14 protein-coding genes, 1 tRNA gene and 1 pseudogene are annotated in these 16011 nt (G+C 59.6%); 8 read left to right on the forward strand and 8 right to left on the reverse strand.

The window, feature by feature from the left end; all coding sequences use genetic code 11:
• The first annotated feature begins 272 nt into the window (after positions 1-272).
• From P5703_RS20710 to P5703_RS20735, 6 genes are all read left to right on the forward strand, one after another.
• A complete protein-coding gene (locus P5703_RS20710) occupies positions 273-818 on the forward strand; it encodes a TRAP transporter small permease subunit (protein ID WP_013981422.1) in 546 nt (181 codons plus the stop codon).
• Positions 811-2187 (forward strand): TRAP transporter large permease, encoded by a 1377-nt coding sequence (locus P5703_RS20715; protein WP_049341220.1) that lies wholly within the window; start codon positions 811-813, stop codon positions 2185-2187. The genes P5703_RS20710 and P5703_RS20715 overlap by 8 nt, the downstream gene beginning before the upstream one ends.
• A gap of 90 nt (positions 2188-2277) precedes the next feature.
• Positions 2278-3510 (forward strand): methyltransferase, encoded by a 1233-nt coding sequence (locus P5703_RS20720; RefSeq protein ID WP_285589459.1) that lies wholly within the window; start codon positions 2278-2280, stop codon positions 3508-3510.
• 70 nt (positions 3511-3580) lie between these two features.
• Positions 3581-3656, forward strand: a tRNA-Thr gene (locus P5703_RS20725).
• Between the two features lie 171 nt (positions 3657-3827).
• Positions 3828-5153 carry a tyrosine-type recombinase/integrase gene (locus P5703_RS20730; RefSeq protein ID WP_020306872.1) on the forward strand — a complete coding sequence of 442 codons (1326 nt, stop codon included), beginning with the start codon at positions 3828-3830 and terminating at the stop codon, positions 5151-5153.
• A gap of 162 nt (positions 5154-5315) precedes the next feature.
• The gene (locus tag P5703_RS20735) at positions 5316-5543 is read left to right on the forward strand and encodes a helix-turn-helix transcriptional regulator (RefSeq protein ID WP_020306873.1); all 228 of its coding nucleotides are present in this window, start codon (positions 5316-5318) and stop codon (positions 5541-5543) included.
• Positions 5544-6779: 1236 nt separating this feature from the next.
• On the opposite strand, the pseudogene P5703_RS20740 reads toward P5703_RS20735, so the two are convergent.
• The 5 genes and pseudogenes from P5703_RS20740 to P5703_RS20760 form a co-directional block, all read right to left on the reverse strand.
• Positions 6780-7590, reverse strand: a pseudogene (locus P5703_RS20740) (ISL3 family transposase); the annotation flags it as partial.
• A 128-nt stretch (positions 7591-7718) separates the two neighbouring features.
• Positions 7719-8240, reverse strand: coding sequence for a signal peptidase II (gene lspA, locus P5703_RS20745; RefSeq protein ID WP_008930575.1), 522 nt, complete (start codon positions 8238-8240; stop codon positions 7719-7721).
• 53 nt (positions 8241-8293) lie between these two features.
• Entirely contained in the window at positions 8294-9733 is a 1440-nt protein-coding gene (gene lnt / locus P5703_RS20750; RefSeq protein ID WP_043942082.1) for an apolipoprotein N-acyltransferase, read from the reverse strand.
• 294 nt (positions 9734-10027) lie between these two features.
• A complete protein-coding gene (locus P5703_RS20755; protein WP_279641153.1) occupies positions 10028-10789 on the reverse strand; it encodes a ZIP family metal transporter in 762 nt (253 codons plus the stop codon).
• Between the two features lie 142 nt (positions 10790-10931).
• Complete coding sequence (locus tag P5703_RS20760; RefSeq protein WP_008928737.1) at positions 10932-11828, reverse strand: cation efflux transmembrane domain-containing protein; 897 nt, start codon at positions 11826-11828, stop codon at positions 10932-10934.
• Between the two features lie 98 nt (positions 11829-11926).
• Between P5703_RS20760 and cadR (P5703_RS20765) the strand changes: the two genes are divergently transcribed.
• Positions 11927-12361, forward strand: a complete 435-nt coding sequence (gene cadR / locus P5703_RS20765; RefSeq protein ID WP_008175821.1) for a Cd(II)/Pb(II)-responsive transcriptional regulator — start codon at positions 11927-11929, stop codon at positions 12359-12361.
• A gap of 268 nt (positions 12362-12629) precedes the next feature.
• Positions 12630-13037: a Cd(II)/Pb(II)-responsive transcriptional regulator gene (cadR, locus tag P5703_RS20770; RefSeq protein ID WP_014595525.1), complete on the forward strand. Its 408-nt coding sequence runs from the start codon at positions 12630-12632 to the stop codon at positions 13035-13037.
• Positions 13038-13118: 81 nt separating this feature from the next.
• On the opposite strand, the gene P5703_RS20775 is transcribed toward cadR (P5703_RS20770), so the two are convergent.
• From P5703_RS20775 to P5703_RS20785, 3 genes are read right to left on the reverse strand one after another with little or no spacing between them, the layout of a single operon-like run.
• Positions 13119-14408, reverse strand: coding sequence for a YfjI family protein (locus P5703_RS20775; RefSeq protein WP_014595524.1), 1290 nt, complete (start codon positions 14406-14408; stop codon positions 13119-13121).
• On the reverse strand, positions 14405-15286 hold the full coding sequence (locus tag P5703_RS20780; RefSeq protein ID WP_020306875.1) for a toprim domain-containing protein: 882 nt from the start codon (positions 15284-15286) through the stop codon (positions 14405-14407). The genes P5703_RS20775 and P5703_RS20780 overlap by 4 nt, the downstream gene beginning before the upstream one ends.
• Positions 15279-15569 carry a hypothetical protein gene (locus tag P5703_RS20785; protein WP_020306876.1) on the reverse strand — a complete coding sequence of 97 codons (291 nt, stop codon included), beginning with the start codon at positions 15567-15569 and terminating at the stop codon, positions 15279-15281. Before P5703_RS20785 ends, P5703_RS20780 begins: the two co-directional genes overlap by 8 nt.
• Positions 15570-16011: the final 442 nt, after the last annotated feature.

The raw sequence follows: 16011 nt of genomic DNA on the forward strand, positions 1-16011 counted from the left end.
TCTTATTGCGCATTGGCAAGGCCACGCGTTGTTGCCGGACCGCGTGCGCTTCTCGATCCGTGTGCGCCCACCAGCCTGACTGGCAGCGGGCTCATGCGGCGAAACCTGCGCCGGAGGTGCAGACACCACTCCGGGCTCGACTAACATTAGAGCCTTCGGCGTCTCAAGCCTAGCGCATAAGCTAAAAGTCGTAGGCCGATTGCTGCAAAGCGCCAGTACTGCAAGAATCGCCGTCTCCCGCCAACCTTGCGTCTACCTAAGAAGGACTAAAAATGTCCCAGAGCCCCCCGCCCCTGCTGCGCGTGGCTGGCCTCATCGATGCGTTCAACATGCGCCTCGGCCAGCTCTGTGCCTGGATCACCCTGTTTCTCGTCATCGGCACCGCCATTGTGGTGGTGCTGCGCTACGGTTTCGGCATCGGCGCCATCGCCCTGCAGGAAGCGGTGATGTACGGCCATGCGCTGGTGTTCATGGGCGCCGCGGCCTGGACCCTGCAGCGCAACGGTCACGTGCGCGTCGACATCTTCTACCAGAAGTTCAGCAGCCGCCGGCAGGCGACGGTGGACGGCCTCGGCCATCTGCTGTTCCTGCTGCCGGTATGTCTGTTCATCGGCTGGAACAGCTGGGACTACGTCAGCAACTCCTGGGCGACGCGCGAGGGCTCGAACGAGTCCGGCGGGCTGAAGTTCGTCTACCTGCAGAAGAGCATCATCCTCCTGCTGGTCGGCAGCCTGACGCTGCAGGCACTCTCGGATCTGGTCAAGGTGGCCTATCGCATCGCGGGTCGCCTGCCGGAGCCGGAGGTGAAGCATGGCTGAGTTCATGGCTATCGCGCTGTTCATCAGCATCTGCCTGGCCCTGATGTCGGGCTACCCCGTGGCCTTCACCCTGGGCGGCATGGCGCTACTGTTCGCCGGCATCGGTGTGGTCACTGGCTCATTCGACGTCGGCTACCTGCATGCGCTGCCAAACCGCATCTTCGGCATCATGAACAACCAGACGATGCTGGCCGTGCCACTGTTCGTCTTCATGGGCGTGATGCTGGAGAAATCCAGGGTTGCCGAGGACCTGCTGGAGTCGATGTCGCGCCTGTTCGGCACCATGCGCGGCGGCCTGGCGATCTCGGTCTGCGTGGTCGGTGCGCTGCTCGCCGCGAGCACCGGCATCGTCGGCGCCACCGTGGTCACCATGGGCCTGCTGGCGCTACCGACCATGCTGCGCCGCGGCTATGACCCGGCCATCGCCACCGGCACCCTGGCCGCCACCGGCACCCTCGGCCAGATCATCCCGCCATCGATCATCCTGGTCCTGCTGGGCGACGTGATGTCCAGCGCCTTCCAGCAGGCGCAGCTGAAGATGGGCATCTTCTCGCCGAAGACCGTCTCGGTCGGCGACCTGTTCGTTGGTGCGCTGATCCCCGGCCTGGTGCTGGTCGGCCTGTACATCCTCTACCTCGTCGCGGTGGCGATCTTCCAGCCGAAGAAGCTGCCGGCGCTGCCGCAGGAAGAGCTGGGGCCGATCGAGTGGGGCAAGCTGATCGGTGCGCTGCTGCCACCGCTGGCGCTGATCACCGCGGTGCTCGGTTCTATTCTCGCCGGCTACGCCACACCGACCGAGGCCGCCGCCATCGGCGCGCTGGGCGCGACGCTGCTGTCGATCGCCAAGGGTCAGCTGAATTTCGCCCAGCTCAAGCAGGTCGCCTTCGGTACCACCGAGATCACCTCGATGGTGTTCCTCATCCTCATCGGCGCCTCGCTGTTCTCCCTGGTCTTCCGTGGCTTCGGCGGTGAAGCGCTGATCGAGGATGCCCTGCACTCGCTACCCGGCGGCGTGCTCGGCGCCTTCCTGGTGGTGATGCTGGTCATCTTCCTGCTGGGCTTCATCCTCGACTTCATCGAGATCATCTTCGTGGTGGTGCCCATCGTCGGCCCGATCCTGCTCGCCATGGGCCTGGACCCGGTCTGGCTCGGTGTGATGTTCGCCATCAACCTGCAGACCTCGTTCCTCACCCCACCCTTCGGCTTCTCGCTGTTCTACCTGCGCGGCGTCACGCCACGCAGCGTGCCCACCAGCGTGATGTACAAGGGTGTGCTGCCTTTCATCATAATCCAGATCGGCATGCTGGTGGTGGCGTACATGTGGCCGGGCCTGGTGACCTGGCTGCCGGAACAGGTCTACGGCAAGTAGCCCGACACAACGCCCGTCCTCGACGGGCGTTGTGCTTTATGGCAGGCGCTCCCGCTACAATCGGCGCCTGTTCATATACCCGCCCCGCCGATGTCCGCCGCCCCCAACCTGCTCGAGCGCTTCCAGGCACTGGACCGCTTCCTCACTGCGCACCAGTCGCTCTGGCGGCCGCGGCCGTTCGTCTGCCAAACGCTGCCATGGGAAGCCGAGCACCCCGAACTGGCCGCCTGGCTGCGAAGCCGCTCGCTGGCCGATGCCGAGGCCGCGCACAACCAGCCGACAACGCTCGGTGCACCCGCACCGTTTCCTGAGCTGGCTGACCTCGCCGACCGGCTGAGCCATCTCGACGCGCTGCCCGCCGGCGAATCGCCAGCCATGGACCATCGCCACGCGGTGGACGTGCCAGGCCGCAAGGCCCTGCAGATTCAGGCCTTCGGCGCCCGCCTACGGTTCGCCGAAGCGCCGACGCACTGGCTGGACTGGTGTGCCGGCAAGGGCCATCTCGGGCGCTATCTCGCCCGCGATGGCGCCGCGCTGACCTGCCTGGAATGGGATGAAACACTGGTACGGACAGGCGCGCATATGAGCGAGCGGCTCGGCATCCCGGCCCGACACCGCTGCCAGGACGTGCTCGCAGCCGATGCCGGCGACCAGCTACAGGCCACGCACACGCCCGTCGCACTGCACGCCTGCGGTGATCTGCATGTACGCCTGCTGCGCCTGAGCATTGCCAAGGGCTGTCGCCAGCTCGCCATCGCCCCCTGCTGCTACAACCGCACCCGGGACGAAATCTACGTGCCACTCTCCGAAGCCGGCCGGGCCACGGCGCTGCAACTCAGCCGCGACGACCTCGGCCTGCCGCTGAGCGAAACCGTCACCGCTGGCGCGCGAGAACGGCGCAACCGTGACCATTCGATGGCCTGGCGGCTGGGTTTCGATCTGCTGCAGCGACGCTTGCGCCAGCAGGACGACTACCTGCCGACGCCCTCGCTGCCCAGCGCCTGGCTGAAAAAGGGCTTCGCCGACTACTGCCGCGATCTGGCCGCCCTCAAGCAACTGCCCGCCCCGGGCGAGCAGGACTGGACCGCACTGGAGCGGGCCGGCTGGCAACGCCTCGCCGAAGTGCGCAACCTCGAACTGGTGCGCGGCCTGTTCCGCCGCCCGCTGGAACTCTGGCTACTGCTCGATCGCGCCCTGCTGCTGGAGGAACAGGGCTACCGCGTGCACCTCGGCACCTTCTGCCCCAGCGAGCTGACACCGCGCAACATCCTTCTGCTGGCCGAGCGCAGCCACAGCGCACCAAATGTGAAGCGGCCTGAATAAGCCAGCGCAAGTGACCGTCAGCTAACGGTTTACTCGCCGCCCGCAATGGATATAATGGCGACCCTCACTTGCCGGTATAGCTCAGCTGGTAGAGCAACTGACTTGTAATCAGTAGGTCCCGGGTTCGACTCCTGGTGCCGGCACCATCTCTATGCTTTCAGATGGGTTCGTATGATCCGAAAGCGTGCTCAAAGCCCCGCCATGTGCGGGGCTTGTCGTTTCTAGGTAGGTCTGTAAGCGTTCATATGGGGTTGTACAGCGCGCCGACTAAGGTATACGAGTGGGTATATGTCGATTCGACAAGGATTCATATACCTATGGCACGTGTTGTAACCCCGCTAACCGATCCCAAATGCGAAGCTGCCAAACCCCGCGACAGCGATTACACCCTGTTCGATGGACAGGGACTTTTCCTGCTGGTCAGGAGAAATGGCACGAAGGTGTGGCGCTTCAAGTACCGACGGCCTGATGGCCGTGCAGGGCTGGCGACCTTTGGCAATTACCCTGCCCTTGGCTTGAAAGCCGCTCGTGCTCGTCGGTCCGAAGCCCTGGGGTTGCTGGCGGCCGGGCATGACCCCATGGAAGCGGCCAAGGAAGCAAAAATTCAGGCAGCTAATGCCCGTATCAATACCTTCGAGGCCGTAGCCAGAGCCTGGCACAGCGTCTGCGCTCGGAAATGGAAGCCACACCACGCCACCACCGTTTTACGTCGGATGGAGCAGCACCTGTTCCCCACTCTCGGAGCGCGCCCTGTCTCGGAACTGAAAACGCGGGACCTGATGGCGCCACTTAAGGTAGCTGAGGGTCGCGATACCCTGGAAACGGCCAGCCGACTCCGTCAGTACATCACCAGTATCTTGCGTATGGCCGTACAACAAGGACTTATCGATACTAATCCTGCCAACGATTTGCACGGCTCTACTGCGACCCGCAAAACCGTTCACCGACCCGCTCTGCCGATGGAGCGACTGCCTGAGTTGCTAGCGCGCTTGGATACGTACCGCGGGCGACCGCTAACACGCCTGGCTGTTCAGATCACTCTGCAGGTATTCATCCGCTCTAGTGAGTTGCGCTTTGCGCGTTGGGATGAAGTTGATTTTGCACGCGCATTGTGGACGATCCCCGCCGAGCGCCAGGCTATCGAGGGCGTAAAACATTCCGGCCGAGGAGCCAAAATGGGTACTCCACATCTTGTGCCCCTGAGCCGGCAAGCACTGGCGCTGCTGGAACGTGTTCATCAGCTTACCGGGCGTTTCGAGTTGATCTTCCCAGGTGACCATTCGTACTGGAAACCGATGAGCGAGAACACGGTAAATGCTGCCCTGCGGCGCATGGGGTATGACACCGGATCCGAGGTTTGTGGTCATGGTTTCCGAGCTATGGCTTGCTCGGCACTCATGGAGTCAGGATTGTGGAGCCGTGATGCAGTAGAACGACAGATGAGTCACCAGGAGCGCAACGGGGTGCGTGCTGCCTATATCCATAAGGCGGAACACTTGGAGGAGCGGAGGCTAATGTGCCAGTGGTGGTCTGATTATCTGGATGCCATCCAGGGAGGTTTCATAACGCCCTATGACTTTGCCAACCAGGCGACAGTTTCTCGAAACGTAGTGAGGCTCAAGATCCCTCGCCAAGGCGCGTGATATGGAATTGCCGGCAGCTCATCGCAAGTCAGTCGCATGCAAACAGGCTCAGCATGCTGAGAAAAGCAAGGGGGGAAACTTCGTGAGATGCGCAATTAGCCGTGACTCTGAGCCTCTGCGCATGCGGAAAATAACGAGCGTCATCACTATGGAGACGTTCAAATGTCATCACCGATCGCTTACCACGAGCAGGCTCTGATTCCCCAAGCGCAGCTGAAAGAAATTTACGGTCTCACCCCCGGCCGTATTAAAACGCTTCGCAAAAACGACCCCTCCTTCCCGAAGCGCATCAAGTTCGGTGATACTCGCCAAGCCGCGTGCTACTACGTCGCTCGCGAACTTGACGCCTGGCTGCTCGGTAAGATCAAGGAGCGGGATTCGGCGAACTGAAGCATGGTTTCTGGTTGCCCGGAGATTCTACCCAGGGATACCGCCAACGCAGTATTGAATTGGACGTTGATGCGCCTTGAGTCCATGGTTGCGAACGAGCAACGCTGTCTGCCGGCGTAGCTGGGCTTTCGGTCACGTCAGTCGATAACGACTCGTCATATCGCGAAAAGTGCGCGCGCCCCTGAGTCGGAGGCAAACCATTCAGGTTTAAACTCATGGCGCGCTGCCGGTGTTAAGGGCACCGCCGGCTGGCCCAGCCGCTTAACCGGCGACTTCGGCTGCAATTGCGCTCAATTTATCGGAACTCGCAGCTGTAGCAAGAGCGGCTCTGGAAGCTGGCCAGTTGCGTCACGATCTCGCTCGCCGAGCAGCCATCCGGTCTGCTTCAGACAGACAGCACCGCATAGTTTCTACTATCCGACTGGGCGTTCTCTCCAAGTTTATGAGCCGCCACACCAAAAACCGATCTGGTTATCCGCAAGGGCCGGGGCCGAATCCTCTTGCCTCGGACACACAAAGCGGCAACGCGCTGAATAATCGTGTAATCGCTATAGCCAGCGCTTCACCTAGGCGGCCAGCTGAATGCTGGCGAACAACTAACAGGCCCGACAGACGATCCGACTCTACCTATGCCATCTCGACCGGCTGCCGTACGACGCTTGCCGGAACAACTTGTAGGGCGAATCGATGGTTCCCTGGGAATCCATGGCTAAGTAATCGCGTAGCCACCCCGGGCCTACGATGCCGCCGCTGCGTCGTTGCGCCCCGACTGCCTGGCCGGATGGCCGTGGAACGGGTGACTGAATGGCGTGGAATACGCACGTGGAGCACGCATTCGGCACACCAGACAGTCCTGCGACAGCGGCGACGGCGGCGACAAGCCCCCTTTTACGGCGGGCATCGTGAGCGAGATAGCTGCGACACCCGGCGACATATGGGTAAGGCCGTGTCCCTGTCGCAGTAGGTCGCCAGCGCGTCGCCATCATTAGACCACCGTTCGCGGTTCAGTCGCCGATGTCGCCAAAGTCGCCAGTGGGTTCACTCGGAAGTGCTTACCATCCGCCGTTAAAACCTGGCGGTGTTGTGCCAGCACGGTCAGCAGAAGGTCGCGCTTTTTTGCGCTCTTCCGAACGAAGCGAGGTCCATCGCGCTGCAAACTTCTTGCGTCGAACATTAGCCAGTTTTTTTGGGTATCCGGATTAAGTGGTTGATGGGCCTTCCAGCCCCATCCAACCCTTAGTCCTTCCAGAAGGTTGATAGATCGACACCGAAGTTCTTCTCAGGCTCGGGGAGTCCCATGTTGTAGGTCATGGTGGCTCTGCCCAGAAACGGGGATTCCTTGACTTGTGGCGCCTTCTTCTTGTGCTTGGTGGTATAGAGCATCCGGGCTCGCATTACCTCGAACGAATAGCCCCGGCCATCACGGTTTTTGTCCTTGGCTAGGCGGTTTATCGACTACGTGAAAGCGTTGGTGATCGGGATGTCGGTCTCAAAGTAGGTCAGCATCTCTTCACGCCAGCCACTGACGGCGCTGACGAGATCCTTCCAAACCTCCTTCTGCCCCTGAGGGATGTTGTCAATCCAGGTGGCGAGAGCCTGTTCGGCACCACGCCGATTGGTACAGTCCCAGATATGGTAGAAGCGCTCCTTGTGCTCGTAAGCCGCCAAGAGCTGGGGGGAATGCTCCTGTCCAGGTCTCCATGATGAGCCGTTCGCGGTCTGAAACGTCGTGAGCGCGCTTCAGCAGGATTTTCCGGTCACCTTTGAGGGTCCGGCGCTGATTGGGCTTCAACTCCTTCCTTAGGCCTTTGCGGATCTTCTCTAAGGCCTCGTTGGCCATGCGCACGACGTGGAACTTATCGACCACGATACGGGCCTGTGGCAGCACCGTCTGGAAGGCGCGGCGGTAGGGCTTCCACATGTCCATGCTGACGATCTCGACCTGGTGGCGGTTGGCCATGCTCATGAGGCGTCTTGTCACCCTCTCTTGCTGACGACCGGGTAGCAGGTCCAGCAGGGTGCGCTCTTCCAGATTGGTTAGGATGCAGCAGAGCCCTTGGCAGCAGTCGTGCATCAGGAACGTACAGCTGGCTCATGAAGGCGTGCCGCCTTATCAAGGCCCAGGACGCGCCTATTCCGGAAGTCAAGCATGCGATAGCGAAGACGCTAGGCGATTCAGCGGCGGCGGCTGCCTGGTTGATGTCGTATTTCCGCCCAAATAAAGAGGGCGACACCGAGGAAGATCCATACGTCCGCTAGGTTGAACGATGGCCAGTGCCACTGGGCATAGTGAAAATCGAGAAAATCCTCTACGTAGCCTAACCGCAAGCGATCTGCGACATTGCCCAACGCGCCGCCGAGGATCGCACTGAGGGCGAGCCGATAACTCAGTACGCGTGGTGAACGCCAAAGCCAGTACACCAGTAATATCGAGATAACCAGGGCCAGTCCGATGAAAAGCGGCTGCTGCCAACCGCCGACATCCGCGAGAAAGCTGAAGGCCGCCCCCGTATTGTGGCGGTGGACCCAATTGAAGAAGGGTGCGGCAGGCACGCTTTCACCATGCGCTAGCATGGTGCTGGCAAGGTACTTGCTCGCCTGATCGACAAACAGTAACAGGAGCGAGAGCCACAGCCAGCGCATCGCCTTTCCCGGCTCGTGGGCTTTCTCTGCGAGCCGACTGCCATAAGTAGACATATCCCCTTCCTCCTGACCCAATCTAGAATTTGCTCGCTGCTAAATAACAAGCGTCATGTACCCAACCGATGATGCCGACGAATTCGACGGAGCAGGAGCAGGCCGAGTCCGAGTGCGGTCAGGCCAAGGACAGGCCAATCCCGCCAGCGCACATAAGGGGGCGCGCCAGTTCGCGGTGTCACTTCGGCGCTGAGGGTGGCCACTTCGAACTGCGGAGCACGCTTGAGCACTTTGCCCTCATGATTGATGGCTGCTGTGATACCGGTGTTCGTGGCTCGAAGAAGGTCACGTCCGGTTTCGATGGCACGCATGCGTGCCATCTGGAAATGCTGGAGGGGGCCGAGCGAGCTGCCGAACCAGGCATCGTTGCTGACATTCACCAGTAACTGCGCTTCGGGCAGAAGCTCAGTGACTTCGGCACCAAAGACCGCCTCGTAGCAGATGAGTGCCCCTACGGGCACCCCTGCTGCATTCAGGACGTGCGCTTCCCGTCCCGGTGTGAAGTCGGACATGGGCGCCCCGAGCACGTCGAGGGCCGACCCCAAAAGATCCCGAAACGGAACATATTCACCGAAGGGCACCAGGTGGCGTTTGTAGTAGAAGCCTGAGGGATCGGAGAGGCTTACCACGGCGTTGTAGGTACGGCCCTCCGCCTCGCGTACCGGGACGCCAATCATTAACGATGTGCCTGCCTGATCGGCTAACGCCTCAAGCTCAGCAAGATATGCTTTGGCCTGGTCATGCCACATCGGGATTGCCGCTTCTGGCCAGATCACGATATCGGCTCCGAGATGCTGCGCGGTAAGCGCCTGATAGCGCTCAAGTGTGATGTCCCGGTATCTCGGGTCCCATTTCTTGTCTTGCGCGATGTTTCCTTGCAAGAGGACGACATCGATCGGGTCAGCGGCTGGCTGCGTCCATTCACGATCCAGCAGTTGCAAGCCGGCGAGGGTAGCGACTAACACGGCACCGACTACCGCAGCACGGCGCTGGCTTGGCCCCTGGACAACCCAGGCAAGCCCGCCAGCGAGAAGTGCCACCAGTAAACTCACGCCAAGCACGCCAAAGACGGGAGCGATAGTGGCAAGTGTGGTGTCGGTCTGGCTGTAGCCAATGAAGAGCCAGGGAAAGCCGGTCAAGAACCAGGTGCGCATCCATTCACTCAGCACCCATGCCGCAGGTAGCCCTAGCCAGAGTGCCATTGCATCCATCTCAGGGCGCAGGCAGCGCACGAGGTACGCGACGCCCCATGGAAAGAGGGCGAGCAGCGAGACAAAGGCCGCCGTGACTAACACCGCCACCACGGGGCCATTGCCGTACTGGCTAATGCTGATAAAGACCCAGGAGACACCCACGCCGAAGTAGCCGAGGCCAAAGAGGTAGGCCGACCACAGCGCCTGACGCCTTGAAGACTGCGCGGTCAGGACAAAAAATGTTGCCAGAGCGATCACCGCAAGCCATGCCCAGCCCACAGGGGCAAAGGCAAGCGGCATGGCGCCTCCAGCAAGTAGAGCCATCCCCCCTGTCAGAAGCGGCTTATAGCGCACGCCCGTGTATAGGCTAGAGGGTAGCGCGCACTTATCACCCAATGCTCTCTCGCCTCCGAATCCAGGATCAACCCTGTGGCTCATGCTTTCTTGCTCCGCTTAATCAAGCTGCGTCAATTCATTCGGCCGGCTGGCCAGGGTGGCAAAGTGAATGTTTCTGGACTCGACTAGGTGCGCCGTAAGCTGGGAGCTGCTTCGTATTCGGCCAGCACGACAGTGGCTGTGTTGGGGAGCAGTACGTTAGCTTTGCGATACCACCCCTTCCAAGCCCGCTGATACCAGAACGAACAGGACGAAGCCGCCTATGAAAGCCAGCGGTGAGATGTGCGTATCGTCACCGCTCTCGTGAGCCTCGGAGACCATATCTTCGATGGCAGCGACCGTGAGAAGGCCTGCCGTGAACGTCAGTGCCGCTAGCTTAAATGCCTCCGGCTGGTTCCTGAGTACGAAGTAAGCAAAGACGGCTGCCGAGAGCACAGGAATCGCGAAGGAAGCAGAGAGCAGTATCCGCTTGCTACGAGGGATTCCTTTATCTTTCATGGTGGCGATCGTCGCAAAGCCCTCAGGAACATCGGCGAGAACCTGACCCGCCGCCAGGATTATCGCGACCGACGGTGAGACCGCCGACCCCGCCCCGATCAGGAGGCCATCGCTGAACAGGTCGATGGATACGGCGATATAGATCATCCAGACACTCGTCTGACCGCCTTCTCCCTGCTGGCCTTGTCGCTTCTGGAGACTCTCAACGAGCTTCTCGATACCTACGTAAGCAATGCCGCCCAGCGCGAAAGCGAGGGCGATTACCCAGGCTGAGAGGTTCTCTAGCACGCGCGGCATGATTTCAACCGCCACCACCGCAATGACGAGGCCGGCAGCGCCGTCAAGGGCGTAATTGAGACGGCGCCCGGTAGTTCGGGAGGCCTCCGCAGCGAGCCCACCACTAAAATTGCCTAAGGCGGGCAACAGCGCCAGGCCGAGTACCAGCCAGATACTATCCATCATCTTCCTTCCTTGGTTGATTCCTAGATACGCTACCTTGCTGGCTCCGAGCCTTCGCGCTATATGCTGTCGTTCAGGCCTAGCGCGCTTGTACAGCCACTTCGATCAAGTGTCCCAGGCATCGATAGCTGCGTACCGTGCAGCCTCACCCCTTGAGCGCCAGGATGCGCCGAGCGCCGTTGAGGACGATCAGGCCCACGATGGTACCGATAATCAGGTCAGGGTAGCTGGACCCCGTCCAGGCGACCAAGGCACCGGCGGCGATGACGCCCATGTTGATCACCACATCATTGGCCGAGAATATCCAGCTTGCCTTCATATGCGCGCCGCCTTCGCGGTGCTTGGATATCAACAGCAGGCAACCGGTATTGGCGATCAACGCGACGAAGGCGATCGCCATCATCATCAGCGATTCAGGCTCACTACCGAAAACAAAGCGTCGCACCACCTCGACGAGTACGCCGATAGCCAAAATCAGTTGCAGTACCCCTGCCAGATGCGCGGCACGTACCTGCATTTTCGCACTGCGCCCTACGGCATAGAGAGCCAGGCCATAGACGGCTGCATCGGCAAACATATCCAGGGAATCAGCGATCAGGCCGGTAGACTGGGCGATCAGGCCAGCAGTCATTTCCACCACGAACATGATCGCATTGATACCGAGCAACACGCGCAGAGTGCCTGACTCCTGCGTAGCAGAGACTGCCGAGCTCTCAGCGGCCTTGATCGTCTCTGGGTCGGCAATGACGGTTTCCTGAAGAGAGGCGCCTAGCCCCAAGGTCGCCAGTTTCGCGGTAATGGGCTCAGCCTCGCCGTCATGCACGACCTCCAATCGGCGGTTCGACAAGTCGAAGGACAGCGTTCGAATCTCATCAAAGCCGTTCAGCGCCAAGCGGATCATCCGTTCTTCTGAGGGACAATCCATCTTCGGCACAGCATACACGCTGACCCATTCCCCTGACGCTTCGGAGGAGACCGGCATATCGGTATCCGCTGCAGGCGTTGCATCGCAGCTACATGGGCCACCACAGGCTTTACTCACGATACGGCTCCAGTTAACCAACATAGATTGCTAGTATTAAAAACTATATAGCTACTATAAGGTCAATGGGACAGATGATCCGTTGAGGAGTAAGCCTGATGCGCATTGGTCAGTTAGCCCAGATAGCGGGTATCGACACGCAGACGATCCGCTTCTATGAGCAGCAGGGCCTGTTGCCGCCGCCAGAACGGCAGGAGAATGGTTACCGTGTCTATACCGAGAAGCATGGCGAGTGGCTTGCCTTTATCCGCCGCTGCCGAATTCTGGACCTGTCACTGACAGAGATTCGCGAGCTACAGAGCTATCAGGACGACCCTCGCCAGCCTTGTACCGCCGTCAACGCCATGCTCGATGACCACATCTCTCATGTGCGGTCGCAGATAACTGCTCTGCAAGCGCTTGAGCAACAACTCGTTTCACTGAGGGCGAGTTGCAACGAGGGTCGGGAGATCAATGCCTGCGGCATCCTGACGGGGATCAGCGAGGAGAGCAAACAACAGCTGTATAGGGCTAGCTCAGGCCGTAAGGACTGAGCAGAGACATGCCGGACCTTGCAGTGACATTGTGAATGCATGGTGTGTTGATCGCGAAGCCTCACTGCGTATCTCGGCATGCGAACCTGGGCGTTGCTGCAAACTTGCAGGGGCCGTGAAGAAGAGTCGTCATCAACCAGGTAATCCGCTGAGCTGATGGTTGGTTCCGTCATCATGATATGAGCCAATCAACCAAAAAATCCGGATACCCAAACTATAAAGCTACTATAAGGTCAATAGAGTAAAGAATCCGTTGGGGAGGAGGCTGATGCGCATTGGTCAGTTGGCGCAGTTGGTAGGGGTCGAAACACAGACGATCCGCTTCTATGAACAGCAGGGCTTGTTGCCGCCGCCTGATCGGCAGGGCAACGGTTACCGTGTCTATACCGAGAAGCATGGTGAGGGGCTGGCCTTCATCCGTCGCTGCAGAATCCTGGGCCTGTCACTGGCTGAGATTCACGAACTACAGAGCTATCAGGACGACCCTCATCAGCCTTGTACCGCCGTCAACGCCTTGCTCGATGATCACATCTCTCATGTGCGGTCGCAGATAACCGCTCTGCAAGCGCTTGAGAAACAACTCGTTTCACTGAGAGCGAGTTGCAACGATGACCGGGAAGTTGAGGCGTGTGGGGTTCTTGCTGGAATTAGCGAAGGAAACATGCACCAGCAGTAGGTGAAGCATCAACCAGATAATCCGATGAGATGCCGGTCTGTCTCACTCTCATGCAAAGGTAAGATCAACCATTTAATCCGCTTACCCGTTTTTTTCAAGCAACCAGTCGAGCAGCTGCTGCGATAGCAGCAGATCAGGGTCGATGACCACCGGGCTTGTCAGGCGTAGTGCCTCGGTCAGATACCAGCGAACGAGTTCGGTAGCCTGGCTCAAATGCGGCTCAGCCAGCAGAGTGGTGTTTTCAACGATCGCCAGAATTCCTGCGATACGCAAAATGTGCTCTGCTCCTTTCGCAGCGGTGCCTTTTATTTCTTGGAAGTCACCTCCTCGCCCGAGAGCAGTCTCGATCTCATCATGAGCCTCGACCCAAGCTCTTTTTGCCGGCGCATCCATCGTTAGCGTTGGTGGATCCAGATCCCCCCGACTATCGATGCGAGGGCCTAGGCTCAAAAGCTGATTCATACGCTCCCAGTAGCGCACGAAGCGTGGGTCGTTGTTCGGGTCAGCACTGCGGTAAAGCCGAGTCCCCGCTAACGACTGCGGCCAAGCGATCAAAAAGCGAGCCAAGAAGCCTTGCCCTCGCATTACGGGGTTACGCAGCACGCTCTCAGCCACGATTGGCTGGATCATCAAATGAGCGCTTAGCCGACATCCACAACGGGCTGCGCTCTCGCCTTCAGCCGCGCGCATCCTGCTAATTGGCGCACCGTCCCAAAGCTTCGACAGACCCGCGACGCTCTTCAGCAGGTTCTCCGGCTTGTTCGAATATCCGCCGAAAAACTGCCCCCCTTCGTCACTGAATAGCCCCTGGGAGGGTTGACCTTGTAATAGAGACTTCTGCAGCCCCTCCAATGTTGGCTCTTCGGAAAGCACAAATGGCAGAGGCGGAGCCTTGGGCTCCTGCAGCGTGTCCAACTTGGCGGCGATGACATCAGGGTCGCCCTTGTTAGCGTCCAGAACAGCGGCGCGAGCTTTCAAGTAGGCATCGCGGCGATTTTGATATCTTTTCAGGTTTTCGCCGTGGCTTTCCAGCAGAGCCTGCTGGTAAAAGTGATGAGCTCGCAGTGCCAGGCGATCTGCAGCCGTTTTTCGGTCACCAGATTCCGCGATGGTAAGAGCGAAAAGCGAAACTGGGATGAGCTGACCATCTCGCGCGACATTGCCGTGAGGCTGTGCAGCCAGCGCCGCCGCAGCCAAAATCGATTGCGCAGCCAGCGCTTCAGGCACCTGCACCGCCTCAACGATAGCGGCAGCGGCGCCCCCCAAAACTTCCCCCAACGCCTTAAGCGGAAAAGGAGCCGCCGCTTCGTGGTCAGGCAATAACCTTAGCGGTTCAGGGTAGGTGGGCTCGGTCATCAACGGTGCGTTCATGCTCGCCCCTCCTGCCACTGGCGCAAGTCGTTGAAGTCGGTCAGCGTCAGCGGGGCTCCCTCAGGCCATGCAGGGAAAACCAAACCGATGCCGAGGGCATCAGCTGCTTTCGTAGCAGCAGCACGGCCAGGATTACCACTTGTTCCCCGATCATCATCACCTGCAACGATCAAAGTCATTTGAGGGTAGCGCCGACTGAGCTCCTGGCCGGCTGGCAGCAGGTTGCCGGCATTCATGGCAGCGGCTACCGGGGCTCCAGTCGTCTCGTGAATGGTCGCCCCGGTTGCCCAGCCTTCGCAGATATAAAGCGGCATACCTTTTGTGAACGCCCCAATAGGCGAGTAACAACCGTTGACCCGCCCCCCACCCAGGAACCGTTTGGTACCGTCAAGAAAGATACGCTGCACGTTCACGAGCTGGCCTTGGTAGCAGAGCGGGACTAACAAGACTTCGCCCTGCTGACGCAACCCGTGCACGTCACAGCGTTTACTAACCAGGTAAGGATGGTGCGGGTCAGCATGCCCCGCCTGGCACCACAGCCGCCGCGCAAACTGGGCGGCTTCCTGCTGCCTCCGACTACACTCAATTTCTCGCTGACTACGGCATTGCTCTGCTCGCTGGTGGCGAATTGCGGCGTCGATGGGCGCCTCAGACTGCCGGCTGCTCCATGCATGCCTGTCGCCGCTCTTCCAGCTCCCAAAAGCGCCGTACGCCAGATCGGCGGAGTCGGCGTGCAAGACATACCAGCCGTTCTTCGACCCAGCGCGATCACCCGGCACATGAAATCGATGCACTCCACCGTCGGGGACGGGCAAAACATCAACCGGGCCGAGCTTTCCGCGAATTTCTTCCTGAAACTGCGTGCGGACATCAGCCATCGTCACCGACCTCATTAGTGCGAGCCCGATGACGGTTGGCCAAAAGCCTGATGATATCGTTCAGGCGATACCATACTGAGCTGCCAAACATGATGAAAGGGAGGCCGTGATGAGGCGGACAAGCTTCAAGCTCAACCGACTCCACTTCGAGAATCCTCGCGACCTCGTCAGGCCTTAACACGATGGGCAACTCATCGCGATCACAACCAAGCAGCGCAGCGATTTCGGAGCGAACGCCTTCTTGGGTAAGGGCATCAACGTGGAACTTACCTTTGATATCCATAAAAGTCCTGCGTGAACGGTGGGTTACGTCACACAGTTTTTTACATGGCGCTCCTGCCGTGTTCCGTCAAATTGCGGAATTACTGTAATTACTCAGCTTTCCGCGACATTCCGAACTTCCAGGATCCGCTGGCCAGACTACGGGCGCGTTGCGGTTATTACAGACAGTGCAGGGAACGGAACTCGGCTTGAAAGGCACTTACCGGAGTAATGCTCCGGCTAATCAGGCTCGATAAAGAAGCCAAGTGATGAAGATGCGTGAACATATGCCGAGTGGAGGGGGAGTCGGCAGGAAATTTCCCTTGTGCCGAGTCGCCCCCATGCGGCAACTAGATAATATAGTGCCGAGTGGGGGTAGCAGAGACGGGGAGAATTGCAAAGCAACACCCCCTACCTTTGCCATCTTGGGGCTTAATTGGGGCGCGCGAACCCAAACTGGCCCA

This window comes from Stutzerimonas sp. FeSN7 (genome assembly GCF_030263795.1).
Classification (GTDB): Bacteria; Pseudomonadota; Gammaproteobacteria; order Pseudomonadales; family Pseudomonadaceae; genus Stutzerimonas; species Stutzerimonas stutzeri.